The 23,690-nt window shown below is 50.1% G+C and carries 26 protein-coding genes; 13 read left to right on the top strand and 13 right to left on the bottom strand.

The window, feature by feature from the left end; all coding sequences use genetic code 11:
- The first annotated feature begins 456 nt into the window (after positions 1–456).
- Positions 457–1,155: an SIR2 family NAD-dependent protein deacylase gene (locus OO017_RS18265; RefSeq protein ID WP_266054142.1), complete on the top strand. Its 699-nt coding sequence runs from the start codon at positions 457–459 to the stop codon at positions 1,153–1,155.
- Between the two features lie 219 nt (positions 1,156–1,374).
- Entirely contained in the window at positions 1,375–3,648 is a 2,274-nt protein-coding gene (locus OO017_RS18260; protein WP_266054141.1) for a TonB-dependent receptor, read from the top strand.
- 31 nt (positions 3,649–3,679) lie between these two features.
- Here OO017_RS18260 and OO017_RS18255 read toward each other — a convergent pair whose 3' ends face one another.
- A complete protein-coding gene (locus OO017_RS18255) occupies positions 3,680–4,234 on the bottom strand; it encodes a hypothetical protein (protein ID WP_266054140.1) in 555 nt (184 codons plus the stop codon).
- A gap of 75 nt (positions 4,235–4,309) precedes the next feature.
- Here OO017_RS18255 and OO017_RS18250 point away from each other — a divergent pair, with 75 nt between their 5' ends.
- A complete protein-coding gene (locus OO017_RS18250) occupies positions 4,310–4,927 on the top strand; it encodes a trimeric intracellular cation channel family protein (RefSeq protein ID WP_266054139.1) in 618 nt (205 codons plus the stop codon).
- A gap of 74 nt (positions 4,928–5,001) precedes the next feature.
- Positions 5,002–5,463, top strand: coding sequence for a DoxX family protein (locus OO017_RS18245; RefSeq protein WP_266054138.1), 462 nt, complete (start codon positions 5,002–5,004; stop codon positions 5,461–5,463).
- A gap of 21 nt (positions 5,464–5,484) precedes the next feature.
- Here the strand turns inward: OO017_RS18245 and OO017_RS18240 are convergent, their stop codons facing one another.
- Positions 5,485–5,790 (bottom strand): ferritin family protein, encoded by a 306-nt coding sequence (locus OO017_RS18240; protein ID WP_266054137.1) that lies wholly within the window; start codon positions 5,788–5,790, stop codon positions 5,485–5,487.
- Positions 5,791–5,866: 76 nt separating this feature from the next.
- Entirely contained in the window at positions 5,867–6,451 is a 585-nt protein-coding gene (locus tag OO017_RS18235) for a riboflavin synthase (RefSeq protein WP_266054136.1), read from the bottom strand.
- 234 nt (positions 6,452–6,685) lie between these two features.
- Here OO017_RS18235 and OO017_RS18230 point away from each other — a divergent pair, with 234 nt between their 5' ends.
- The 3 genes from OO017_RS18230 to OO017_RS18220 all read left to right on the top strand — a co-directional run bounded on the left by OO017_RS18230 (position 6,686) and on the right by OO017_RS18220 (position 8,692).
- Complete coding sequence (locus tag OO017_RS18230) at positions 6,686–7,345, top strand: protein-L-isoaspartate(D-aspartate) O-methyltransferase (protein WP_266054135.1); 660 nt, start codon at positions 6,686–6,688, stop codon at positions 7,343–7,345.
- A gap of 174 nt (positions 7,346–7,519) precedes the next feature.
- Complete coding sequence (locus tag OO017_RS18225) at positions 7,520–8,053, top strand: acyl-CoA thioesterase (RefSeq protein ID WP_266054134.1); 534 nt, start codon at positions 7,520–7,522, stop codon at positions 8,051–8,053.
- Between the two features lie 6 nt (positions 8,054–8,059).
- On the top strand, positions 8,060–8,692 hold the full coding sequence (locus OO017_RS18220) for a hypothetical protein (protein ID WP_266054133.1): 633 nt from the start codon (positions 8,060–8,062) through the stop codon (positions 8,690–8,692).
- Between the two features lie 102 nt (positions 8,693–8,794).
- On the opposite strand, the gene OO017_RS18215 is transcribed toward OO017_RS18220, so the two are convergent.
- The 3 genes from OO017_RS18215 to alaS all read right to left on the bottom strand — a co-directional run bounded on the left by OO017_RS18215 (position 8,795) and on the right by alaS (position 14,105).
- Positions 8,795–9,916 (bottom strand): TlpA disulfide reductase family protein, encoded by a 1,122-nt coding sequence (locus tag OO017_RS18215; RefSeq protein WP_266054132.1) that lies wholly within the window; start codon positions 9,914–9,916, stop codon positions 8,795–8,797.
- A gap of 10 nt (positions 9,917–9,926) precedes the next feature.
- Entirely contained in the window at positions 9,927–11,384 is a 1,458-nt protein-coding gene (gatB, locus tag OO017_RS18210) for an Asp-tRNA(Asn)/Glu-tRNA(Gln) amidotransferase subunit GatB (RefSeq protein ID WP_266054131.1), read from the bottom strand.
- 81 nt (positions 11,385–11,465) lie between these two features.
- Positions 11,466–14,105: an alanine--tRNA ligase gene (alaS, locus tag OO017_RS18205; RefSeq protein WP_266054130.1), complete on the bottom strand. Its 2,640-nt coding sequence runs from the start codon at positions 14,103–14,105 to the stop codon at positions 11,466–11,468.
- Positions 14,106–14,306: 201 nt separating this feature from the next.
- Between alaS and OO017_RS18200 the strand changes: the two genes are divergently transcribed.
- Both OO017_RS18200 and dprA read left to right on the top strand, forming a co-directional pair.
- A complete protein-coding gene (locus OO017_RS18200) occupies positions 14,307–14,654 on the top strand; it encodes a MerR family transcriptional regulator (protein ID WP_266054129.1) in 348 nt (115 codons plus the stop codon).
- Positions 14,655–14,675: 21 nt separating this feature from the next.
- Positions 14,676–15,797 (top strand): DNA-processing protein DprA, encoded by a 1,122-nt coding sequence (gene dprA, locus OO017_RS18195; RefSeq protein WP_266054128.1) that lies wholly within the window; start codon positions 14,676–14,678, stop codon positions 15,795–15,797.
- A gap of 3 nt (positions 15,798–15,800) precedes the next feature.
- Here the strand turns inward: dprA and OO017_RS18190 are convergent, their stop codons facing one another.
- The 3 genes from OO017_RS18190 to OO017_RS18180 all read right to left on the bottom strand — a co-directional run bounded on the left by OO017_RS18190 (position 15,801) and on the right by OO017_RS18180 (position 18,215).
- Positions 15,801–16,733: a ketopantoate reductase family protein gene (locus OO017_RS18190; RefSeq protein ID WP_266054127.1), complete on the bottom strand. Its 933-nt coding sequence runs from the start codon at positions 16,731–16,733 to the stop codon at positions 15,801–15,803.
- A gap of 7 nt (positions 16,734–16,740) precedes the next feature.
- Positions 16,741–17,739, bottom strand: coding sequence for a cation diffusion facilitator family transporter (locus OO017_RS18185; protein WP_266054126.1), 999 nt, complete (start codon positions 17,737–17,739; stop codon positions 16,741–16,743).
- A 179-nt stretch (positions 17,740–17,918) separates the two neighbouring features.
- Positions 17,919–18,215 carry a GIY-YIG nuclease family protein gene (locus OO017_RS18180; protein ID WP_266054125.1) on the bottom strand — a complete coding sequence of 99 codons (297 nt, stop codon included), beginning with the start codon at positions 18,213–18,215 and terminating at the stop codon, positions 17,919–17,921.
- A 190-nt stretch (positions 18,216–18,405) separates the two neighbouring features.
- Here OO017_RS18180 and OO017_RS18175 point away from each other — a divergent pair, with 190 nt between their 5' ends.
- Both OO017_RS18175 and OO017_RS18170 read left to right on the top strand, forming a co-directional pair.
- On the top strand, positions 18,406–18,816 hold the full coding sequence (locus OO017_RS18175) for an STAS/SEC14 domain-containing protein (protein ID WP_266054124.1): 411 nt from the start codon (positions 18,406–18,408) through the stop codon (positions 18,814–18,816).
- A 15-nt stretch (positions 18,817–18,831) separates the two neighbouring features.
- Positions 18,832–19,092 (top strand): hypothetical protein, encoded by a 261-nt coding sequence (locus tag OO017_RS18170; RefSeq protein WP_266054123.1) that lies wholly within the window; start codon positions 18,832–18,834, stop codon positions 19,090–19,092.
- Between the two features lie 2 nt (positions 19,093–19,094).
- On the opposite strand, the gene OO017_RS18165 is transcribed toward OO017_RS18170, so the two are convergent.
- Positions 19,095–19,295, bottom strand: coding sequence for a sortase family protein (locus OO017_RS18165; protein ID WP_266054122.1), 201 nt, complete (start codon positions 19,293–19,295; stop codon positions 19,095–19,097).
- A 188-nt stretch (positions 19,296–19,483) separates the two neighbouring features.
- Here OO017_RS18165 and OO017_RS18160 point away from each other — a divergent pair, with 188 nt between their 5' ends.
- Positions 19,484–20,230 (top strand): pseudouridine synthase, encoded by a 747-nt coding sequence (locus tag OO017_RS18160; RefSeq protein ID WP_266054121.1) that lies wholly within the window; start codon positions 19,484–19,486, stop codon positions 20,228–20,230.
- Here OO017_RS18160 and OO017_RS18155 read toward each other — a convergent pair.
- Together OO017_RS18155 and OO017_RS18150 are read right to left on the bottom strand one after the other, a co-directional pair.
- Complete coding sequence (locus OO017_RS18155) at positions 20,220–20,573, bottom strand: hypothetical protein (RefSeq protein WP_266054120.1); 354 nt, start codon at positions 20,571–20,573, stop codon at positions 20,220–20,222. The genes OO017_RS18160 and OO017_RS18155 overlap by 11 nt on opposite strands.
- A gap of 35 nt (positions 20,574–20,608) precedes the next feature.
- Positions 20,609–21,544 carry a DnaJ C-terminal domain-containing protein gene (locus tag OO017_RS18150; protein WP_266054119.1) on the bottom strand — a complete coding sequence of 312 codons (936 nt, stop codon included), beginning with the start codon at positions 21,542–21,544 and terminating at the stop codon, positions 20,609–20,611.
- A gap of 222 nt (positions 21,545–21,766) precedes the next feature.
- Here OO017_RS18150 and OO017_RS18145 point away from each other — a divergent pair, with 222 nt between their 5' ends.
- Complete coding sequence (locus OO017_RS18145; RefSeq protein WP_266054118.1) at positions 21,767–22,855, top strand: PAS domain-containing sensor histidine kinase; 1,089 nt, start codon at positions 21,767–21,769, stop codon at positions 22,853–22,855.
- Positions 22,856–22,978: 123 nt separating this feature from the next.
- On the opposite strand, the gene OO017_RS20105 is transcribed toward OO017_RS18145, so the two are convergent.
- Complete coding sequence (locus tag OO017_RS20105; protein WP_439651328.1) at positions 22,979–23,605, bottom strand: YqaE/Pmp3 family membrane protein; 627 nt, start codon at positions 23,603–23,605, stop codon at positions 22,979–22,981.
- Positions 23,606–23,690 lie beyond the last annotated feature (85 nt).

Raw genomic sequence — 23,690 nt, 5'->3', positions numbered from 1 at the left:
TTGCCCCGCTTTAGTGGCCTTTGATGCCGCCCAGCCCTAAAAAAGCCTGAAAGACACGCCACTTTAAAACCTGAAAATAATCCCAATCACGGCCAACTTCTGGATATACGTCACTATGACGTTTATCTGCCCTATATGCGGAGCTTGTTCAAATTAGTTAAAGCTGCTTTTTGTTTAAATCAACTACTTCCTAATTTAATCATAGCACATCACTAATATACATCTTTTCTATAGGTATCAAATCAGTACCAGCTAAATTCAATAATAGCAACATTTCTGCACTTTATACTACCGGTAGTAACCTGATACCCTCTTCGGCTTATTTAAAGCCCATATTAGAATTATTGCTTCAGGAAAGTATAAATATAGTGGCGCCGCAAAATCCTGCGTGTAACTTTAGCTGATTAAAAGCTTATAAGCAAAGTATAAATCACTGCAAAATATAAACACATTGCCATGAAAAAGAAACTGGTAGTGCTGACCGGTGCAGGTATAAGCGCCGAAAGTGGAATTGCCACGTTCCGCGATGCCGATGGCCTTTGGGAAGGGCATGATGTGATGGAGGTGGCCTCGCCGGAGGGCTGGCGAAAAAACCAGGAACTGGTGCTTGACTTTTACAACCAGCGCCGCAAGAACGCCCACAGCGTAAAACCCAACGCCGCACACGAACAACTTGCGGCCCTGGAGCAAGAGTTTGACGTGCGCATCATCACACAGAATGTAGATGATTTGCATGAGCGGGCCGGCTCCACCAACGTGATTCACCTCCACGGCAAGTTATTCGAAAGCCGCAGCACCCTCGACCCCTCGCTTGTCTATACCATAGAAGGCTGGGAGCTGAATAAAGGTGATAAGTGCGAGCGTGGCTCTCAGCTTCGCCCTAACATTGTATGGTTCGGGGAGCCCGTGCCCATGATGGAAAAAGCTATTGAGGAAACCCTGCAGGCAGACATATTCCTGGTGGTGGGCACCTCACTGGTCGTATACCCGGCCGCCGGGCTTGTAGATTATGTCTCTCCGGATGTTCCGGTTTTTGTTGTAGACCCTAACCTGCCAAACATACGTATTCGGCCCAACCTGCACCGCTACGAAGAAAAAGCCAGCACCGGCATGCAGAAAGTAGCAGAACTAATTCGCAAACATTACATTGCCTAACAAAAGCTCCTTCTATACTTTAACACAAACTTGCTTTCTCTTTTCGTAAAGTCCTCTCGGTTTCGGCCCAGAGGACTTTGCTTTTTCATAGGATTTCGATCCTCTTTAGGGAGGACTGAATTAGAGCTAAATAAATAAAACACTTCAAAATTGAGTTTTAGGCAAATCTAAATCACTAGTTTTGCGTTTCTAACTACTATGAGATTCTAATCTAAAACTATGCGATACATATTACTACTGTTCATAGGCTTACTGGCGATCAGTGCTTCCGCACAAACAGGTACAATTAAGGGGCGGGTTACTTCTGGTGCAAAGCCTTTACCCTATGCCACAGTCATACTCAAAGGAACCCAATGGGGCACGTCTACCAATGAGGCTGGAGAGTTTGTTTTAAAGCAACTCCCCGCCGGCACGTTTGAGGTCATGGCCACAGCCATCGGCTTTAAACCCGAAAAGCATTTGGTTCAACTGGTGGCTGACTCTACCCTTACGCTCAATTTCACCATGGAAGAGGCAAACGCCACCCTGAATGAAGTAGTGGTAACCGGCACACGTACCGAACGCAGGCGCCTGGAGAGTCCCGTAGCTGTAAACGTACTTGACTCCCGCACCTTCAACTTTACACAGTCAAACACGTTGAGCGAGGGACTCTGTTTTCAGCCGGGCCTTCGAATGGAAACCGACTGCCAGACCTGTAACTACACACAACTGCGGATGAACGGCCTGGGAGGATCCTATTCCCAGATACTGGTGAACAGCCGCCCTATCTTCACATCGCTCATGAGCCTGTATGGCCTGGAGCAGATTCCGGCCAATATGGTAGAACGCGTAGAGGTAGTGCGGGGTGGCGGCTCTGTGCTCTATGGGTCCAGCGCCATTGCCGGCACCGTCAACATCATTACCAAAGAGCCGAAAGAAAGTACCTATACCCTCTCCACCAATTCCTCGGTAATAGATGGACAAGCCTGGGACCATTTCCTCAACGCCAACGTCAACACAGTAAACGAGGCACAAAACGCGGGAATTTCCTTTTTCGCGTCGCACCGCGACAAAGAGGCCTATGATGCCAACGGCGACGGGTTCTCCGAACTGACGCAACTAAAAAACAACTCCTTCGGCTTTAACGCTTTCTTCAAACCAACCGACAAGGATAGGGTAGACGTGAATGGCTGGAGCATTTACGAGGAGCGCAAAGGCGGTAACAAACTGGACGGGCCAGCAGACCGGGCTGACCAGGCGGAGTACCGGTTGCACAACATTTTGGTGGGGGGATTTAACTGGGATCACCGACTGGAAGATGACCGATCGAGCTTCAGTGTCTATACCTCGGCGCAAAACACCAAACGCACCCATTATACCGGTATAGACCAATCGGATGGGTGGGGCCAGACAAAGAATCATACTTTGCAGGGCGGGTTTCAGTTCAACTACACCTCTCCCGAATTTCTGGGCGGCAGCAACACCTTCACTGCCGGCGCCGAGCACCAATACGACTATACCTTTGATGAGATTGAGGCTTACCAGTACCTGATAGACCAGGAGAATAACCTGACGGGAATTTTTCTGCAAAGCGATTGGGAGATCACGCCTGCCCTCACCCTACTTTCCGGCATGCGCGCCAACCGCCACAACATGGTAGACAGGCTGATCCTGACGCCGCGTGTCAGCGCCCTTTATAAATTTGGCAGCACCACCCAGTTGCGTGCCTCTTACGCCCGGGGCTTCAGGGCACCCCAGGCATTTGAGACCGACCTGCACATAGCCTTTGCGGGTGGAGGTATCTCTCTCGTACAGATCGACCCTGCGCTGGAGCAGGAAACGTCCAACGCCTTCAACGCCTCCCTCGATTTTAACAAACCCAGCGAGCACATGATCTTCGGATTCACGATGGACACCTTTTATACCCGACTGCAGGATGCTTTTGTGCTGGAAGAGATCGGTATGGATGAAAAGGGCAACCAGCAGTTGCTTCGTAAAAATGGCAGTAACTCCACCGTGAAGGGAATAACTCTGGAAGGACGCCTTAACTTTGACCAGCGGTTTCAGCTGGAAACAGGCATTACCCTGCAGAGGTCCCGTTATGATGCACCGGTTGCCTGGTCATCCGAAATAGAGGGAACACGGCGTTATCTGCGCACGCCTGACACTTATGGCTACTACGTATTCACCCTGCTGCCGCAAAGCCGCTTCAACGCGTCGTTATCAGGTGTGCTGACGGGACCGATGCTGGTGCCACATTTTGCAGGAGCCCCGGGTGTGGTAGAAGACGTACTTTATACTTCCCCAGCCTTTGTAGAGAATAACCTGAAGCTATCGTACCGGTTCACCATTAAAAGTATAAACCAGGATTTGCAGCTAAGCGCGGGCGTGCAGAACATCCTCAATGAATATCAACAGGACTTTGACACCGGCGCATACCGCGACAGCAATTACGTGTACGGCCCGGCAAGGCCCCGTACTTTCTTTGTCGGGCTGAAGTTTGGGTTGATGTAGCCATCTCAATATAAAAGCACTAAAGCTGAGTTTAGAACATGCTTTGGCCTTCTTCTTCAATAAGGTTACACAGATTCTGCATTTTTCTTAACTTGGCATTATGCCTGAGATTCTTCTCACCACCTCCATTGCTGCACCCGTCCATCGCTGCTTTGACCTGAGCAGGAGCATCGATCTGCATACGATCTCCACCGCTCATACTGGAGAGACGGCAATAGCCGGAGTTACAAGCGGGCTTATAGGCTTTGGTGTGCAGGTAACCTGGAGGGCACGGCACTTCGGTTTGTGGCAAACATTGACGAGTGAAATCACAGCCTATGATCGCCCATACTTTTTTGCTGATGAGATGGTGAAAGGCGCTTTTAAAGATTTCCGACATGAGCACCTTTTTGAGGAGCACCAAGAGCGAACCATCATGCATGACCGATTCACGTACATCTCCCCCTTGGGCTTGCTGGGAAATTGCGCAGATTTTCTTTTCCTGAAACGCTACATGACCAAACTCCTGCAGCAGCGGAACCTTACTATAAAGGATTTTGCAGAAAGTGAGCGGTGGCGGGAAGTTTTGCCAGCCCAACCCTTTCATTAATCCCCTTATCCTCAAACCAAATTTTCTTCTGAAGCAGAAGGGCTTTATCTTGCCGCTTTAGAACAGGTACACGTGAGCATACAGTATACTTTAGAATTGATCGGAACCGTGGTTTTCGCCATGTCCGGGGCACTGGCCGTGAGCGAGAAAGACAAGGAGCAGGACTGGTTCGGGGCCGGTTTCACGGGCTTCGTAACGGCCATCGGCGGCGGTAGCCTCCGCGATATTATGCTGGGCAGCTACCCGCTGGTCTGGATACAGGACACGACCGTGCTCTATACCATTATTGCCGCCATTATCTGCAGCGGCCTGTTCTATAAATGGCTCTTACAGCTGCGCCGCACTTTCCTGCTGTTCGACACGCTGGGTATTTCCATTTTTACCATCGTGGGAATGGAAAAAGCGCTGAGCCTGGGAGCCAGTCCTGAAATCGCGGCCATTATGGGTATGTTCTCAGCGGTCATGGGTGGCGTGATCCGGGATATGCTCACCAACGAGGTGCCGGTTCTGTTCCGACAGGAGATTTACGCCAGCGCCTGCTTGGTGGGAGCCGCCTTTTACCTGGGCCTTGAGTACCTCGAGGTAGCGCGAAACGTGAACTTCATCGCTTCAGTCGTTTTGATCATCATCATCCGCCTGATTGCTGTGCGCTACAACCTGAGCCTGCCCAAATTTAACCGCTTACGCTAGCTAGACTGCCTCTATACTTATCCATATAGTATAAATTCCGTAAGCTGTATGGATTGTAAACCAAAGTATAGGATATGGCTTTTAAAGACAGAATTCTGTTTACGCATGATACCTGGAGCCTGACCATTGTTCGGGTTTTTCTGGGACTTGTAATCTGGCCGCATGGGGCTCAAAAACTCTTTGGCTGGTTTGGTGGCCACGGCCCGGCCGGCTTCATGGATGCCTTTCAGCAGGTCTCTGGTCTGCCGGGTTGGTTGGGCTGGCTGGTGATCGTTGTGGAGTTCATCGGCGCCATTTGCCTTATACTTGGTTTTTGGGTCCGATTCTGGGGCCTGACCATACTTGCGCTCTTTGTCGGCATTGTACTAACCGTGCACCTGCCAAATGGATTCTTCATGAACTGGGGCGGCAATCAGGCAGGAGAAGGTTATGAGTATCACCTCCTGATAATAGGTATGGCCTGGGCCCTGGTAGTAGGTGGTGCCGGCAAGCTGAGTGTAGACCAAAGTATGGCCAACCAGGAGCGGAAGTTCTAAAGAATTAAAAAGGGGGCGTCGTTAGTCCTCCGCCTCCTCTCCTCTTTCAACAATGTCGCCCTCCGACAGAAGTATGATCTTCATCATTTCGCGCCACTTCGGCTTTTTGCGAAGAAGAAACTCCAGGTCCATGCCGAAATGCTTGAACTCCTCCTCCTGCGCATTCTGCATAATGGCTTTCGCTTCCTCGTCCTTCTCCACAGAAATGCGCTGCTCATACCAGTTAATGGCCTCCGCTTCCTCAATTACGGAGGTGATCATGCGGGCAAAGGTGCGCGTTTCCTGTGATAATTCGTTAGCTGGTTCGTGGTACTGCTCTGTTGGCATAGCTTAACTGCTTTTGTTGTACTTAAGTATAACGCAGCTGCCTCAGCTCTGGTTAAGCCATCCGGACTATAGCTAATTATTTGCCTAGCAGCCTTGCCACATACTTGCCTATAATGTCAAACTCCAGGTTCACGGTGTCGCCGGGGGTAACAGTATGCAGGTTGGTGTGCTCGTACGTATAGGGTATAATGGCCACAGAAAAACGATCCTCACGTGAGTTTACCACCGTCAGGCTGATGCCGTTCACGCAGATAGATCCTTTCTCCACGGTTACATTGCCTTTGCCGGCATCATAGCGGAAAGTAAAAACCCAGCTCCCGTTCTCGTCTTTCACCTCCTCGCACACAGCGGTCTGATCCACGTGGCCCTGCACCACGTGCCCGTCAAAACGACCGTTGGCCAGCATGCAGCGCTCCAGGTTCACCGGATCGCCCACTTTTAAGCTGTTAAGGTTCGTTTTCCGCAGCGTTTCGTCAATGGCCGTTACCGTATACTGGTCGCCCTCTATGCTCACCACCGTCAGACAAACGCCGTTATGCGCCACGCTCTGGTCAATCTTCAGGTCATGGGTAAAAGGAGACGTGAGGGTGAAATGCTTGTTCGTGTTTTCCTGCTGTATATCTGTTACGTGGCCCAGGGCCTCAATAATTCCTGTGAACATGTCGTGTGCTTTGATATGCTTTTAAAGTATAACCAGTACCTGCAAGTATAAATCCTGCAGCTGGTGAAAAGTTTATTCAAATTTAGCACGATTCCTTATTTGGCTGGTATAAAGCCAAAATAAAACGCGCAAAAAAGGGTTTTTAGCAGGAATTATTGGCCTTAGATGCTTATTTTCGCAAACCTGCCTCTAACACAGGTAGTACAGCTTAGTAAAACATTACAGTAGAAATCCATGCAAACAGACTCGTACAGACACAAAGGCATGCGCCGGGCTTTGGTAAAACAGCTACACGATAAAGGTATCCGCGATAAAAGTGTGCTGGCAGCCATCGAATCTGTACCGCGTCATTACTTCTTCGACAAAGCTTTTCTGGAGCAGGCTTATCAGGATAAGGCTTTTCCGATCGGCGAAGGCCAAACGATTTCACAGCCTTACACGGTAGCTTTCCAAACGGAACTACTGCAGCTCAAGCCAACAGATAAGGTGCTGGAGATCGGAACCGGATCCGGCTACCAATGCACGGTGCTCCTGCAACTAACGCAGCACGTCTATACCATTGAGTACAACAAACCGCTTTACGATAAAGCCCGCCTGTTTTTCCGCAAGCATGGCCTAAAACCTCATACGTTCCACGGCGATGGCTCCATGGGTTTACCCGCCCATGCGCCCTATGATAAAATAATTGTAACGGCCGGTGCGCCTGTAGTGCCGAAGGAGCTGCTGCGCCAGTTAAACATAGGTGGCACTTTGGTGATCCCCGTGGGAGATGAGAAAACACAGAAAATGCTGCGCATTACCCGTGTGGCAGATAACGAGTTTACGAAAGAGGAATTCAGCAATTTTAAGTTTGTGCCGTTGCTGGGTAAGTCCGGTTGGAGCGGCGGTGCTTAGCTGCCTGTGCTTTGAAGCTTGATAGTATGGCACCTGCACCGAACTGCAGGAGCCTTTCATTTTCTGCACCTGTTTTATCGCCTGTTGAGTATATTACATGTGGCTAAAGCGAGAAGTAGATTTTATCCTTTGGAGCTGGTGCCGTATCTTTGCCTCAACTTACAACGATCTGGAATGCGTAAACAAAAAAAAGTATCTGATTCATACGTTATCATGACGGAGCTGGTGTTGCCAAACGACACCAACACCCTGCACAACCTGATGGGTGGCAAAATGATGCACTGGATGGACATTGTGTCGGCTATTGCGGCGCAAAAACACTCTAACCGCATCGTGGTAACGGCTTCCGTAGACAATGTTTCCTTTGCTGAAAGTATAAAACTGGGCAACGTGGTAACGCTGGAGGCCAAGGTGACCCGTGCCTTTAACTCTTCTATGGAGGTGCACATTGTAGTGTACGCCGAGGATATCCCGAGCGGTAAAAAGGTAATGTCTAACCAGGCGTTCTTCACGTTTGTGGCCGTAGACCAACTGGGTAACCCGATCGATGTGCCGGAGGCGATCCCGGAGACGGAGGATGAGGTGAAACTGTATGACGGAGCCTTGCGTCGGCGACAGCTGCGCCTGGTACTGGCCGGACGCATGAAACCGAGCGAGGCGAACGAGTTACGCTCTATCTTCGATATTAAAGACGATACGCAAGTTTAAGTATACATGGCAGGATTACAGGCAGATATCAGCAATGAGTTCCTTAGAACCTTCATCACCGAAACTGTTTATTTAGTAGAGGGTGATATAGCTGCGCCTGTACCTGCTGAACCTGCACCCGCTGAAGTAGATGCAACTTCACCGGCAACGGTAGCTGCACCTGAACCAACGGTAGCGCCGCAGGCACCTAAACAGGCCGTGCATGAGCTTCCAAAGATTCCGAAGCCAGCGCCTGAACCGATGGATCAGAAGTACAAAATCATCGGTCAGAACCAGAAAGGCGTGGTGGTACTGGTTACCATACCGGATGCCGAGTTCGGGAAGCTACCGCAGCTACAGTTCCTGCAGAAGATTCTGTCCGCTATTGGTCTTAAGCCTGAAGATGTTGCTTACGTGAACAATGTTTCCGGAGAGCTGGCTTTGTTTGAGGAACTGCAGAAGGAACTGCAGGTAAACTACATCATCAGCTTTGCCAGCCGTATCGAGACAGCATTGCCACACGAGAAGTTCACGCTTTACAACCCGGTGACCGTGGGCAGCGTGCCAGTTGTTTTCTCACACGCACTGAGTATGCTGGAGCACAACGTGGAGCACAAAAAATCGCTTTGGGGAGCCTTGCAGAAGACCTTTAAAGTATAAAGATTGATTTGCTAAACTTTTGAGATCATCAGGTAAAGTATAAAAACAGCGCGGCCTTCCAAAGTATGGAAGGCCGCGCTGTTTTTATACTTTAATTTTTAACTACTCTTTCAGAAGTGATTCCAGCTTTTGCTCTAACTCCTCTCCTCTCAATCCTTTGGCAACAATTTTTCCCTCCGGATCAAGCAGCACTGTTTGCGGAATAGCCGTTACGTTATAAAGCTGCGCCGCGCTGCTTTCCCATCCTTTCAGGTCAGAAACCTGTGGCCAGGTAAGCTTGTCCTTCTCAATGGCAGCAAGCCACTTCTCCTCCGACTGGTCCAGCGACACACCGAATATTTCAAAGCCTTTGCCCTGGTCTTTCAGCCTGTTGTACATCTTCACCACATTTGGATTCTCTTTACGGCATGGCCCGCACCAGCTAGCCCAGAAATCGATCAGTACATACTTCCCGCGAAGCGACGAAAGCGACTTTATTCCCCCATCCGGTGTAGGAAGCGTGATTTCAGGGGCAGCCTGGCCAATAGCTGTGCTGCGGTGCGGCTGCAGGCGCTCGTTCACCATAGCCGTATACTTTGAGTTCGGGATGTGCTGGTTGTACAGCGAAGCCATACTATCGGCAAAAGCAAAATCATTAACCGGGTCAACCAGGCTGGCCGTACCAAAAGCAGACACAACAGACTTTGGGTGCTGTGCAATAAAATCCTTGATCTGGTCCTGCAGCTTGAAGTATTCACCACGGAGGCGCTCCCCTTCAGCCTGATTTCCTTCCTGCATCGCCTTTGCAAAAGCTTGCTCCAACTCAACCTGTTGCTGTCGGGTATCATTTACCAGCTTATTCAGTTCCAGAAACAGTTTAGACTCTTCCGAACCTTCCACCTTTGCCGTCCCGTTCATATCCTTTGCATCGGCTTCCACTTCTATTTTACCTTCTTCCACAACCAGCATCATACCGTTCTGCTGGTCCAGGCCGATACGATAGAAAGTTGGCTCCTCAATCTTTCCGGAGAACGTAAAGGTACCCTCGTTGCTCAACTCAGCAGTATCTCTTGGCTCAAAGCTTTGCTTACCCAATTCAAAAAGGTAAATCTGTCCGGGTGTGGCGTTGCTCAGCTTGCCCTGGATGGTATAGTTGTCTTCTCCGTTGGTGGCTGACTTGTTTCCCTGGCAGCTTGCAAGTATGGCAGCAGCCGAAGCTACCACCAACATGTTTTTTAACTTCATAGTTAGCGATTTATGCGTTTAGTTTCTCTCTAAGCAATTGGTTTGTCACTTTAGGGTCGGCCTTTCCCTTTGTCTTTTTCATGATCTCGCCCATAAACATACCAATCAGCGACTGTTTGCCGGCTTTGTATTCCTCCACTTTGGCAGGATTCTCGGACAGCACTTGCTGCACAATCTGTGCCAGTTCGTCAGAATTGGATTCCTGCAGCAGGTTCTGCTCCTCGGCCACGCGCTGTGCACTATACTCCGGATGCTCCAGCATGTACGGGAATACCTTCTTAGCCGCTACCGAGTGACTTACCTTATTTTCATCTACTAAAGCGATCAGCTGCGCGATTTGTTCCGGCTTCAGCGGGAAGTCCTTGATGTGCAGCTGCAGCTCGTTCAGGTATGACTTTACAGGGCCCATTACCCAGTTAGAGGCAGCCTTGTAGTTTTTGGTGTGCTGTAACAGCTGCTCAAAGTATAAAGCGATCTCTTTGGCGTCGGTCAGTACGGCAGCATCGTACTCTGGCAGGCCAAATTCATTTACAAAGCGCTTGTACAGCTCCTGCGGCAGGCTTGGCATGGCTGCCTTCACGTCGTTCAGCCACTCTTGCTCAATAACAAGCGGTGGAAGGTCCGGCTCCGGGAAGTAGCGGTAATCGTTCAGCGTCTCTTTGGAGCGCATGGCCGTGGTAGAGCCCATGTTGGCATCGAAGTTACGTGTCTCACCGTCTACCTTACCCCCATTCTCTAGCACCATGATCTGGCGCTCTATCTCGTGCTCAATGGCGCGCTGCACGTTGCGGAAGGAGTTCATGTTCTTCACCTCCACCTTGGTTCCCCAAAGCGGCGAGTCCTTCAGCATCACCGAGATGTTGGCATCGCAACGAAGCGAGCCTTCCTCCATGTTGCCGTCGCAGATATCTAGGTAACGCACCAGGCGCTTGATCTCGATCAGGTAGTTATAGGCTTCCTCGGAATCGCGGATATCCGGTTCCGATACGATCTCGATCAGCGGCACGCCTGCACGGTTAAAGTCTACCAGCGTTTCTACCTCGCCCGGTAAGTGCATGGATTTACCGGCGTCTTCCTCCATGTGGATGCGCGTGATGCCAATTTTTTTCTCCTCACCGGCTGCGTCTTTAATCAAGAGATGGCCGTGGGTACAGATCGGGGTTTTGTCCTGTGTGATCTGGTAACCTTTCGGAAGGTCAGGATAAAAATAATTTTTACGGGCATACACGTTATACTTCGTGATCTGGCAGTTAGTGGCCAAACCCATTTTAACGGCCATCTCGACCACGCGCTTATTCACGCGCGGCAAAGTACCCGGGTGGCCCAGTGTTATCTCGCTCAGGTTAGTGTTCGGTAGCATGCCATACTCTGTTGAGTCTGACGAGTAAGCTTTGCTGTTAGTCAGCAACTGTGCGTGCACCTCTAAACCAATAATGGCTTGATATTTATCTCTTATCGCTTTATCCATTTGTTTAATGAGTAATGAGAAATGATTAATGAGTGATAGGATCACCGAACCCACTAACCATACCTTATTATTAATTAATCATTATTGATTATTAATTAATGTTTTCACCAAGTCAACCGCTTTGGCAGGAACGGCATCTAAGCCATTTACATCTTTACCGCCAGCCGTGGCATAGAACGGCTGGCCGCCGCCACCGCCTTTAATCTCCTTGGCCAGTTCGCGCACCATTTGGCTAGCATTCAGGCTCTTGTCCTGCACCAGGTTATCCGACAGCATCACCGCAATCTGGGGTTTGCCATCAATCTCAGCGGCAAGTACAAGCACGAGGTTATCTACCACCTGGCGCATGTCGAAAGCCAGCTTCTTCAGGTAATCGGCAGAGCTCAGGTCCACGCGCTCGGTAATCAGGTTGATGCCATCCAATTGGAGTGCTTTCTGCGCCAGCGTGTCTTTCAGGCTGCTCAGTTGCTTCAGCTCGAAAGATTCCAACTGCTTCTGCATGGCCTTCAGGTCATCCTGCATCTTCTGTACAGGCCCAGATACGTTGCTCTGGGTGTTCAGCACCTCGCGCACCGCATTTAGTTCATTCAGTTGCTGCTGCATGTACTCTTCAGCGGCAGTGGCTGTTATAGCCTCAATACGACGCACGCCGGCAGCTACAGAGCTTTCGGAAATGATCTTGAAGTAACCAATGTTGCCCGTGTTGTGCACGTGCGTGCCGCCGCAAAGCTCCACAGAATAATCGCTGCCAAAGGTGATAACGCGTACAAAGTCGCCATACTTCTCACCGAACAAGGCCGTTGCTCCCATTTCTTTAGCTTCATCAATCGGCACGTTACGACGCTCATCCAAAGGTATGGCCTGGCGCACCCGCTCGTTCACGATATGCTCAATCTGGCGAAGTTCGGCATCTTCCACCTTGGCAAAGTGCGAGAAATCGAAACGGAGGATCTTCTCGTTCACCAGAGAGCCGCGCTGCTGCACATGGTCGCCTAACACTTTTCGTAAAGCAGCGTGCAGTAAGTGCGTAGCCGAGTGGTTCTTACGGATCATGCTGCGGCGCTCCGCATCAATTTCCGCCTTAAAGCCGGCCTCCAGGTTCTGTGGCAGTTTGGTGGTAATATGAAGTATAAGATCGTTCTCTTTCTTGGTGTCCAGCACCTCTACGCGCTCGGCATCCGCAACAAGGTAACCAACATCACCCACCTGTCCGCCGCTCTCAGCATAGAAAGGTGTTTTATCAAGCACAATATGATACTCGCTCTTGTTCTTGGCTTTTACCTGGCGATAACGCACAATATGAGCGTCAGTTATGTCGCAATCGTACCCGATGAACTCATTCACCACGTCCGGCTGGAGTATAACCCAGTCAGACTGCTCGGTGGCAGAGGCGTTGCGGGAGCGGTTCTTCTGCTGCTCCATCTCCTTGCCAAAACCTGCTTCATCTACTTTTAACCCTTTCTCTCGGGCAATCAAAGCGGTCAGGTCCAGCGGAAAGCCGAAGGTATCGTATAGTTCGAAAGCGGTTTTGCCATCGATGGTATTATTATTCTGCTTGAAGGTATCCTCCAGCGCATCCAGCCGCTTCAGACCGTTCTCCAGTGTACGCAGGAACGCATTCTCCTCTTCCTCGATCACGCGCTGCACAAAACCCAACTGCTGTTTCAACTCCGGGAACACATGCGACGTCTGCTCCGCCAAAACCTCCGTCAGTTTGTACAGGAAAGGCTTCTTGAAATCCAGGAAAGTAAACCCGTAGCGTACTGCACGGCGCAGAATACGACGGATCACATAACCGGCCTTATTATTGGATGGCAGCTGCCCGTCGGCAATGGTAAAAGAAATAGCGCGAATGTGGTCGGCGATGACGCGGATGGCAACGTCCGTTTTCTCGTCCTCGCCATACTTCAAGCCTGCCTCTTTGGCAATGAACTGGATCAGCGGCTGGAAAACGTCGGTATCATAGTTAGAGCGTTTTCCCTGGATGGCCATACATAAACGCTCGAAGCCCATACCTGTATCTACGTGCTGCGCAGGCAGTTTTACCAGTGTGCCATCAGCCAGGCGGTTGAACTCCATGAACACGTTGTTCCAGATCTCCACCACCTGCGGGTGGTCTGCGTTCACCAGTGTTTTTCCGTCCACCTGCGCACGCTCCTCATCAGTACGAAGGTCTATGTGTATCTCAGAGCAGGGACCGCACGGACCGGTGTCGCCCATCTCCCAGAAGTTATCCTTTTTATTGCCCATCAGGATCCGGTCTTCTGCAATCATCGTTTTCCAGATGTTATAGGCTTCCTGGTCCATTGGCAGGTTCTCCGACTTGTCACCCTCAAACACCGACACATACAACCTGTCCTTCGATAGTTTGTATACTTCCGTCAGCAACTCCCATGACCACTCCAGCGCTTCTTTCTTGAAGTAATCGCCAAACGACCAGTTACCCAGCATCTCGAACATGGTGTGGTGGTAGGTATCGTAGCCCACCTCTTCCAAGTCGTTGTGCTTGCCACTCACACGGAGGCACTTCTGCGTATCGGCCACACGCTTATAGGGTGCGGGTTTGTTGCCCAGAAAGTAATCTTTGAAAGGCGCCATGCCCGAGTTGATAAACATCAGAGTAGGGTCATCCTTCACCACGATGGGCGCAGAGGGCACAACCTGGTGCTGTTTGGAAGCGAAGAAATCCAGGAACTTTTGTCTAATTTCAGCTGAGTTCATGTATGAGTGTTAAGCCTTTAGATACTAAGTGCTATACTTGTTGTTTAAGAGCGAAAAATATCTAATTTTTGCCAAACGGTAAGGCCTCTTTAAAATCGCCTTTCAACAAGCACATTACTGGCAAAAGTAGTATATTTAGCTGTAATCAGGAACTATTGCACAAAAATTACGCCCGCTTTGCCCGATAAACCATACAGGATTATGCCATACAAGGAAAAAGAGATAGAGAAGCAGTATTATACCATCGGCGAGGTAGCCGCCATGTTCGACGTAGCCCCTTCGCTTATCCGCTTTTGGGAAACGGAATTTGAGCAACTCAAGCCCAAAAAAAACAAGAAAGGCAACCGCCAGTATACTCAAAAAGACATAGAGACACTGCGCACAGTGTACCACCTGGTGAAGGAGCGCGGCTATACGATACAGGGCGCCCGCGAGGTGATGAAAAACAAGCCGGTGCAGGCCAAGGACAAAATGGAAATTGTGGAATCTTTGGAGAAGGTGAAGGCATTTTTGCAGGGCATCAAAGACCAATTGAACACTAAAGCCTAAAAGCTGCGTAGTTCTTTACCTATGGTAGAAGAACAGAATATCTACGAAGTTGCCATCACCCGCATGCCCGGCGTGGGCGCGCAACTCACGCGCCTTCTGGTAAGTTACTGCGGCTCACCTAAAGCTGTTTTTGAGGCGCCTCCGGGGAAGCTGCTAAAGATCCCGGGCGTTGGCCCGAAGCTGATACAGAACATAAGAGAAAACTCCCGAAGCACCTTAGTGCAGGCCGAGGAGTGGGTAAAACGTGCCGATGAGTTGGAGGTGCAGCTGCTGTTTTATACTTCGCCCAAATTCCCGAACCGGCTGAAGCAGATTCCGGATGCCCCGACACTTTTATACTTCAGGGGGAATGCTGACCTCAACCAGCGCCGTATCGTCAGCATGGTAGGCACTAGGCAGATAACCACGTATGGCCAAACCGTTACGGAACGAATCATTGAAGACCTGAAGCCTTTTAATGTGATGATCGTGAGCGGGCTGGCCTATGGCGTGGATGTAGTGGCGCACCGGGCGGCCCTGCAGGCTGGCTTGCCTACCATTGGCGTGATGGCCAGCGGTCCGGATATTGTTTACCCGGCCGTACACCGCAAGTATGCTGAGCGCATGCTGCTACAAGGTGGCCTGCTTACCGAGAACCCCTTCGGCACGAAGCCCGATGCCCCGCGTTTTCCGGCCCGTAACCGCATTATTGCCGGCATGAGCGACTGCACGATTGTAGTAGAAGCCGCCATGAAAAGCGGCACCCTTATCACCGCCGACATCGCCCACAGCTACGACAAGGAGGTAATGGCCGTACCGGGAAACATCAACTCACCGGTGTCGGAAGGCACCAATCACCTGATCAAATCTCTGAAAGCCGTAGCCTATACCTCGGTGCAGGACCTGGTGGAGTTGCTGAACTGGGATCTGGAGGACGAAGCCGCTCAAAAAAAGAAAGCCTCCGCTCCTGCTTTTGACCCTGCAGAGTTTAATGAGGACGAAATGAAGGTACTGCAGGTGCTGCAACAGAGCCGCGAGGAGCACATGGATAACTTAAGCTGGAAGTCTCAGGTACCGGTAAGCCTCTTAGCCTCGGTACTTTTAGGGCTCGAATTTAAAGGAATGATAAAAGCGCTACCGGGTAAACGGTTTATACTTTTGTAAGCCCTAAAGCTGCTTTTTGAGCTCACGGTATACTTGCTCATACTTGGGTACGGCTATGCCATGCTTCTCTGCTTCCCGCACGATATAACCTGTCAGGTTTTCCAGCTCTGTTCTGTGGCCACTGGCAAAATCGCGTTCCATGGAAGATGTGGCCTCCTGCGGAAGCTTCACCACCACCGCCAGGTTGCGCTCCACCATCTCCTCCGGCAGGTTTATACCCTTGGTTTTCGCCACCAGCACCAGTTCCTGCATAAGTTCCTGTAACTGCACCTTCAGCGCCTCCTGCCCCATTATGCTGCCCATACTTTGGTGGGTAAGTGAGGTAAGGCTGGCCACCGGTGAGATGAAGGAAAACTTCTCCCATACTTTCGTCTCTACCTCCTGCCCATACTGCTCATGGTTAATACCGGCCTCATCGAAAAGCCGGTTTATACTTTCTAACGTCTGCGGTGGCAGCTTTGAGTTGCCCCACACCAGGCGGTTATACTTGCCTTGGACCTGCACCACCCCAGGGGCCTTAATACTGGAGATGATGTACACGCAACCCCATAATACCTGAGCATCCCGGAAGCGCTGCTGCAGATACTCTATACTTTCCACGCCGTTCAGCAGCGGTAGCAGCACGGTGTCTGGCTTTATACTTTGGGCAAACTGCTCCGCCACCTGCGCCAGGCTGTAACTCTTCACGCAGAAAAGTATAAGATCCGTTAGACCAATAGTGGCGGGATCATCCGTGACGGTTGTTGGATGAATCGGCTCCGACTCCTCCCCCTGTTCCAGTAAGAGCCCCTCCTTTTCAATCCTATTTTTATGATCGCCACGAGCTACAAAGATCACCTCATACTTGTCATCAGCAGCAAAACGCTGCGCCAGTTTTCCGCCGTAATAACCGCCAACGCCACCTATACCTACAACCGCAATTCTATACTTTCCCATATTCACTTTAGTATGTTCCGTGCTTACGGTCCGCAATTACTTTTTCAAAATCCCACTCTATCCGCTCCTGGAAAGGCTGGCGGCGCACCTCACAATCACCTTTGGTGCAAACGGCACAGGAGGGCAATATGCAGGGGTCAGTATGGATGAACATCTCGATGCTGGGGTCAATCTCATCACGCACCACATCGGCAACGGCCTCTACCTCGTCGTGAGCCTCCTGCACGTTCAGGTACCAGGGCAGCGTCAGGTGACAGTCGATGTGAAGGGTAGACCCATACTTTATCACGCGCAGGTTGTGAATATCGATCCAGTTTTCGCGCCGGTTCTGGTTCAGAACCTGCACGATACGCTCCAACAGCTCATAGTCCGCTTCATCCATGATGCCGGCAATAGAGGAACGCAGAATGCGGTACCCGGTGAACCCAATCATCAACCCGAAAATTATGGCCACCACACTATCCAGCCACACCATGCCGGTGAGGTAAATCAGCAGCAGGCCGATTAGTATACCAGCCGTAGAGTAGGCATCCGTCTTAAGGTGTTTGCCCCCGGCAGCCAGCACGAGCGAGTTATTCTGTAGCCCTTTTCGCTCCGTTACATAGCCCACCAGGTAGTTCACCACACCCGAGGCGGCTATCAGGATAATTCCCACATCGAGCTGGTGCAGCGGTATCGGCTTTATGAGGTTAAGTATGGATTTAACGATGATCGCTCCGCCGGCCACAAGTATGAGCGCGCCCTCCAGCGTGGCGGCCACAAACTCTATTTTGCCGTGGCCATAGGGGTGGTTCTCGTCGCGGGGACGTGCCGAAAGCACCAGGCTGTAGAGCGAGAAAGCGCCCGCCACCACATTTATGATCGACTCCAGGGCATCGGTAAGTATGGCGTTGGAGTTGGTAAGTATAAAAGCCAGGAATTTAGCAGCCAACAGCAACACTCCCACCAGCACTACAAACAACTGCAGCCGTATATTCTCGCTAAGGCTTATGATCTTTTTTCTCAAAAGGATGCTTGATCTATGTGGGAGTTGAGAAAGTAGTAAGAACGCTCCTGAATGGTGCAGCTGTAAAGGTACAAATTATTGCAGCCAATGCCCAACGGCAGCCCAAGGCTTCACATCAGAAGCGATGCCTGTCGCTGTTACAACATTGTGTATCAGGGAAAGAAAATTTCGGGACAAAATCAGTCGTCCAGGGTATCGCTCAGGTCCAGCCAGTTTGGGTTCATCGACTCTATGAGGTGAATTGTCGCGTCACGGCTCTCCCCTTTCAGCTGCTGCTCCCTTGTCAGGGCCTCATCCTGCACCTTGTAGTGCTCGTAGTACACCAGCTTCGCGGGCTGGCCGGGGCTCACATCAGGAGCGGGGGTATTTTTAGAATGAGACAGCTGTTGCAGGTTTCCTGCTACGCCTATTTCTACATTTTCGCGGGGCTGATCGCCGAATATGTAAACAAAAAAATGTGGCTCCTGTGCTTGCATAACCTTTCCTCCTTTTCGTAGTAAATATACGGCATGCCGGCTGCTGCGTTTATACCTTACAGCCTTTTCTTGAAGTATAATCTGGAAACGAAAATGCAGCGGCTTTCATATAGTCTCCACCACATTTTTCAGCCTATCGTAAATATACTTTGGCTTTGCCACCTCCATCATATTATAAGCGTGTATGTATGTGTTAAAGAAAGATTTTGCAACCATAGCCGTTAACCACCACGAAAGCCTGCTGCATATTACGTGGCTCCGGCAAACTACCGATGAAGAGTTTAAAGAAGTATATAAAACAGGGCTGGAGACTGCGCTTCAGAATGAACTGCGTTATTTTCTGTCGGACAACTCGGTAGGGATTAACCTGGCGATGGCCTTGCAGAGCTGGGTTGCGGCTTACGGTGCTGAAATAATAGAGCACCTAAAGCTGGAACGTTATGCCCGGGTAGTTCCGCAGGATGTATTCCATGAGATCGTGTCGTATAAAATGTATGAGTACATAGAAACGATGGATCACAGCCAGCTGGAATTTAAGGTGTTTTACAAACTGGACGACGCCCGGAGGTGGCTGCTGCAACCCCTAAGCCCTCAAAACTAAGAACAAAGATACTATATGGCGATCAACCCGAAACTAGAGCAACTTTTAGAGAAGGTGTATGAATCCAGACAGCGCTATGACCAGAAGTACGGCGGCAAAGACATTACCTACATTACCAATGAACTTGGTGAGCCCGTGACTCTCTTTATCGGAAGGCGCATCGAAGACGGAAGTATTGCCGGGGAGCGTTACGTGCGCCGTATTGTGCGGCAGCCGCAGGGGAACATCATCCTCAAAAGCCACTGGGAAAAGAAAGGTAGTGTTAGCCGCAGCTGATGCTACAGCTCGTCCAGGTCAAAATCCTTGCCTTTGCCATACTTTATGAGGTCGTTGAGAAAGTAAAACTCCAGCGTCAGCAGGTCCTTCACCCGATAAACTTCCTCCTCCGGCATATCCACCACCTGAAACTCAAAAGTTTCCCCATAGTTTGTAAGTCTGTACTTCTTGCCTTTACGGAGATTATCGATTGAAATGGCCATGGTTTACTGCTTCTACTTACGGGATACGGGACAAATATACGCCTCACCCGGGCATAAAACCTTGCCTGCCCCGAAATAATGCTCTTAGCACCAGCACCCGCTACGTACTATATGTTGATCTTCTAAAGCAGCAGTTGCACCTGCTCGTAACGTATGGTTTGCCTATCTTTGTAAAAAATTGAGTACCTGTGTTAGAGATTATTTATGAAGATGCGCATTATGTGGCCATTAACAAGCCAAATGGTTTGCTGGTGCACCGCACGCGCATAGCCGAAGAGAAGAAAGAATTTGCCCTGCAAATGCTGCGCGACCAACTTGGTTACCGTCTGTACCCGAGCCATCGCCTGGACCGAGGCACCTCAGGTGTACTGCTCTTCGCAAAGTCTGCCGAGGCTGTGGCACCGGTGGTGCAGGCTTTTGAGGCCCGCGAGCCGGACAAAACGTACTTCGCCATTGTGCGCGGCTATACACCCGAGGCCGACACCATTGATAACCCTATCCGCCCGGATAAAGACCATAAGCACAAGGAGCCGCAGGATGCCGTAACACATTACCAGCGCCTGGCTACCATAGAGCTTCCAATTGCGGTCGGCCGCTACCAGACCTCCCGCTACAGCCTGGTAAAAATAAAGCCCGAAACCGGCCGGATGCACCAGATACGCAAGCATTTTGCGCACATACGGCATTATATTATCGGGGATAAGCGCCATGGCGACTGGCGGCATAACAAGATGTTCCTGGAGGAGCTGGACAGCCCATACCTGCTGCTGCATGCCGCCGAGCTACGTTTTACACATCCCTTTACAGGCGAGCTGGTAAGTATGAAGGCACAGGTACCGCAGAACACGCTGCGCCTGTGCCAGAAATTTGAATGGACGGATGTACTGACCAAACAGGAGGCCTTGCCTCAGCCACTCCCCGAACTTATTGCCTGAGGAAACGCCGCACCATTTCTAACTGGGTGCGGGCCACCAGGTCATTCCTGGCATCGGCGTTCAGCACCATCAGCATGTAGGCCATCGGCGAGAGGCGCCAATCCTGCACCACTTCCCCGTTTCGGGAGCGGTATACCGGCTTAAAGTTCTCCCGCAGGGGCAGGTGCATGCTGGTGCATACTTCTGTCGCCCGCTTAATGGCCTGGCTTAGCTCAACCATACTTTCGCAACCGTGCTGCTGCAGCAAATCGGAGGCATAGCAGGTAAGTTCTTTATCGGCAAGGCTATCCAGGAAATTCTCCAGCGGTGTGTAGGTTCGGGTTTGTTCGATGGTCACTAACATGGCTACGTATGGCTAATTAATTGTACGCTAAAACATTAAACTGCCCGTGCTTTTCGAAGCTCGCGAAGCCGCTCCAGCAAGTCTCGCTCCTCTGCACTCAGGTTGGTGGGCAGCATTATCTCTATTTTTACGTAAAGATCGCCGTGTTGGCTGGCTTGCCCGTAGCGCGGCATGCCTTTGCCCCGCAGGCGCAGGGTTTTGCCACTCTGTGTACCGGCCGGAATCTTCAGCTTAACAGCACCACTCATGGTGTTTACCTGGGCCTCACCGCCAAGTATGGCCGTGTACATATCCACTGGCAGTGTGGTGGTCAGGTCATCGCCGTTGCGCTCGTAGCGCTGGTCCGGTAGTACATGTACATTAATGTATAGATCCCCGGGCTCTCCTCCTGCCGATGCGGGAGCTCCTTTTCCCTTAATCCGTAGTACTTGCCCGTCTGCCACACCCGGTTTTGTTGAGATGCGCAGCTGCTGCTCGTTCAAATTCAGTAAACGACTGGTTCCGGCATAAGCCTCTTGAAGCGTAATTTCCATATTGGCCTGTAAATCCTGCCCTTTACGTGCTCTCTGCCCACCGAAACCACCACGAGCGCCGCCACCGCCAAAAAACTGCTCAAAGAAGTCGGAGAAACCTCCGCCTCCGCCCCCTCCAAACATGTCGCTGAAGTCGCCGCCCTGGTAACTACCCCTGAAGCCGCCGCCTGGCTGACCTCCATAGTACTGCCCACCGGGCCCGCCCTGCTGAAACTGTCTCCAGTTGGCGCCTAGCTGGTCGTATTGTTTGCGTTTTGCCTCGTCGCCCAATACCTCGTAGGCTTCACTTATGTCCTTGAATTTCTCCTCCGCCTGCAGGTTGTCCTTGTTTTTGTCAGGGTGATATTTCTTGGCCAAAGCACGGTAGGCTTTCTTTATATCCGCCTGAGATGCCTTTTTATCTACGCCCAGAATTTTATAGTAGTCCTTGTATTCCATAGTGAATCCACAGTTTCTTTATCATACGTCTTCTATACAGCTTGTAGTTTTTTAGCTTTCCCGAATTTTAAAATCAACTATACGTCAGGTATGCTTAGAGCCGGATCATAATCCTCAAACCTGGTCCGGCAGACCTAAGCGTGCGTGTACCTCCGGGCCATACTTCATAATTTAAACGTTCTGCAGGCAATAGTAGTAAAATGGGGAAACTATAAGCTAGTAATGGACGAAATAAAAAATAATGAAATCCTTTCGAAACTGATCTCCCAGACAAGTAGGGTGTTTTTTTCTTTTGATGTGGAAGCGGGCACAATCAACTACCTTAATAATGCTTTTGGCCTGATATGGAAACGAACCAGGGAGAGTGTGCTCCACCACCCTGAGTTTATACTTGAATCTATTCATCCTGACGACATAGACTTCCTGCAAAAGCAGTACAGAGAGCTTTTAAAAGGTATACTTAAGAATGACCTTGAATTCCGGATCATCCTGCCTGACAAATCAGTTAAATGGCTGCTGCTGAACCCTCAATTACTTTTTAGTGCAGCTGGCAAAAAGTACGTCGCGGGGTTTCTGTATGATATTTCTGAGATGAAAAATAACACTGACACACTTGAAAAGTTTGCCGCCAAGAAAAACTCCGTGCTTGAAATCCTGTCACACGATTTGGCTGGCCCACTGGCAAACATAAAGGCACTGTCCGGGATGTTGTCCGAATCTACGGGCAAGTATGAAAACGCAGAGTTAAACAACATCATCCGAATAATCCGGGAGAGTAGCGAGAGAAGTATCCGGCTAATCCGTGACTTTGTGCAGCAAGAGTTTCTGGAATCATCTAACGCCGCACTGGTTAAAAGAAGGGTAAACCTGGTAAAAAAAATCCAGGATACCATTGATCAATACCAGGAGGGAGAAGAGCATATTAAGAAAGATATTAGCTTTACCTCAAGCAGAAACACGTTTTACGCTTATATAGATGAAGTTAAGTTCATGCAGGTCATCAACAACCTTTTATCAAACGCCATCAAATTCACCCACGATAACGGGAAAATAGCCATAGACCTGAGCGAACGTGATGAAGCAGTGCTGATAACGGTAAAAGACAATGGCGTGGGTATCCCGGAACAGTACCACAACGAGGTGTTCGATAAGTTTACCAAAGCCAGAAGAGAGGGACTACGGGGCGAAACCTCTACCGGTCTAGGCATGTCCATTATAAAGACGATAGTGGAGTGGCACAACGGCCGTATCTGGTTCGAAAGCGAAGAGAATGTCGGCACCACCTTCTACATAGAGTTACCTAATTACTAACTATTTAAGCAACTGCATTCCATTTAACAGTTTAGCATCCTTTGCTGTTAGCTGCCCTGCACACCTGGAAACAAAAAAAGCACCGCTTTTACGGTGCTTCTCTTCTTAAGCTATGTTGCGAACTTAGATCGTATCTGTTACAACCAGCAGGGCATGTATGATACCTGGCAGCACGAACAGCAGGGTCAGGATAATGTTAATCCAGAATGAAGTACCGATGCCATCGTGCAGGAACACGGCCAGCGGCGGAAGTAGAATAGCAAGTATGATCTCCACGACAGATGTTCGGGAACCTCCCTGGCGCATCATCTCTTTCATCTCTTTTTTGAGCTCCTTCTTCTCCGCTTTGGTCATGTCAGCCAAGCGTTCTTTGGCCATAGCCAGGGCCTCAGCCTCTTCTACGGTCATTTCACGCTCTGCCAATTTAACTTCTTCTTTAACGGCAGGGGCCTCTACCACGGCAGCTGATTTACGAGGAGTTACCGCTGGTGCAGCTTTCAGGTTTGCCTCCAGCACAGGCTCAGCCAGGTTGGCGGCTTCCTCTTCCTCGTTTGCGGCAAGTGCAATCTCAGCCACTGAAGGCGAAACTTCCTCCACTTCTGCTACCTCAGGCGCAGGCTTTTGTTTTACGGTATTATATGCCTCCGCCTTATCCGGTGTAAATTTATAATACTCTGCTGAACTACAGGAGAAAAGGAATTGCCCTAACAACAGCACAACAACCAAGTGAAGTAAACTTTTGATTCTCATAGTCTTTCTGTTTTGATATATTTTTTCGAATTGAGTTAATAACTTACAAGCATCTAAGCTTTTGCTCCTCTTGAAGGCGAAATTT

The organism is Pontibacter anaerobius (assembly GCF_026241195.1).
Classification (GTDB): Bacteria; Bacteroidota; Bacteroidia; order Cytophagales; family Hymenobacteraceae; genus Pontibacter; species Pontibacter anaerobius.
This window is presented reverse-complemented; position numbering and strand designations above follow the sequence as displayed.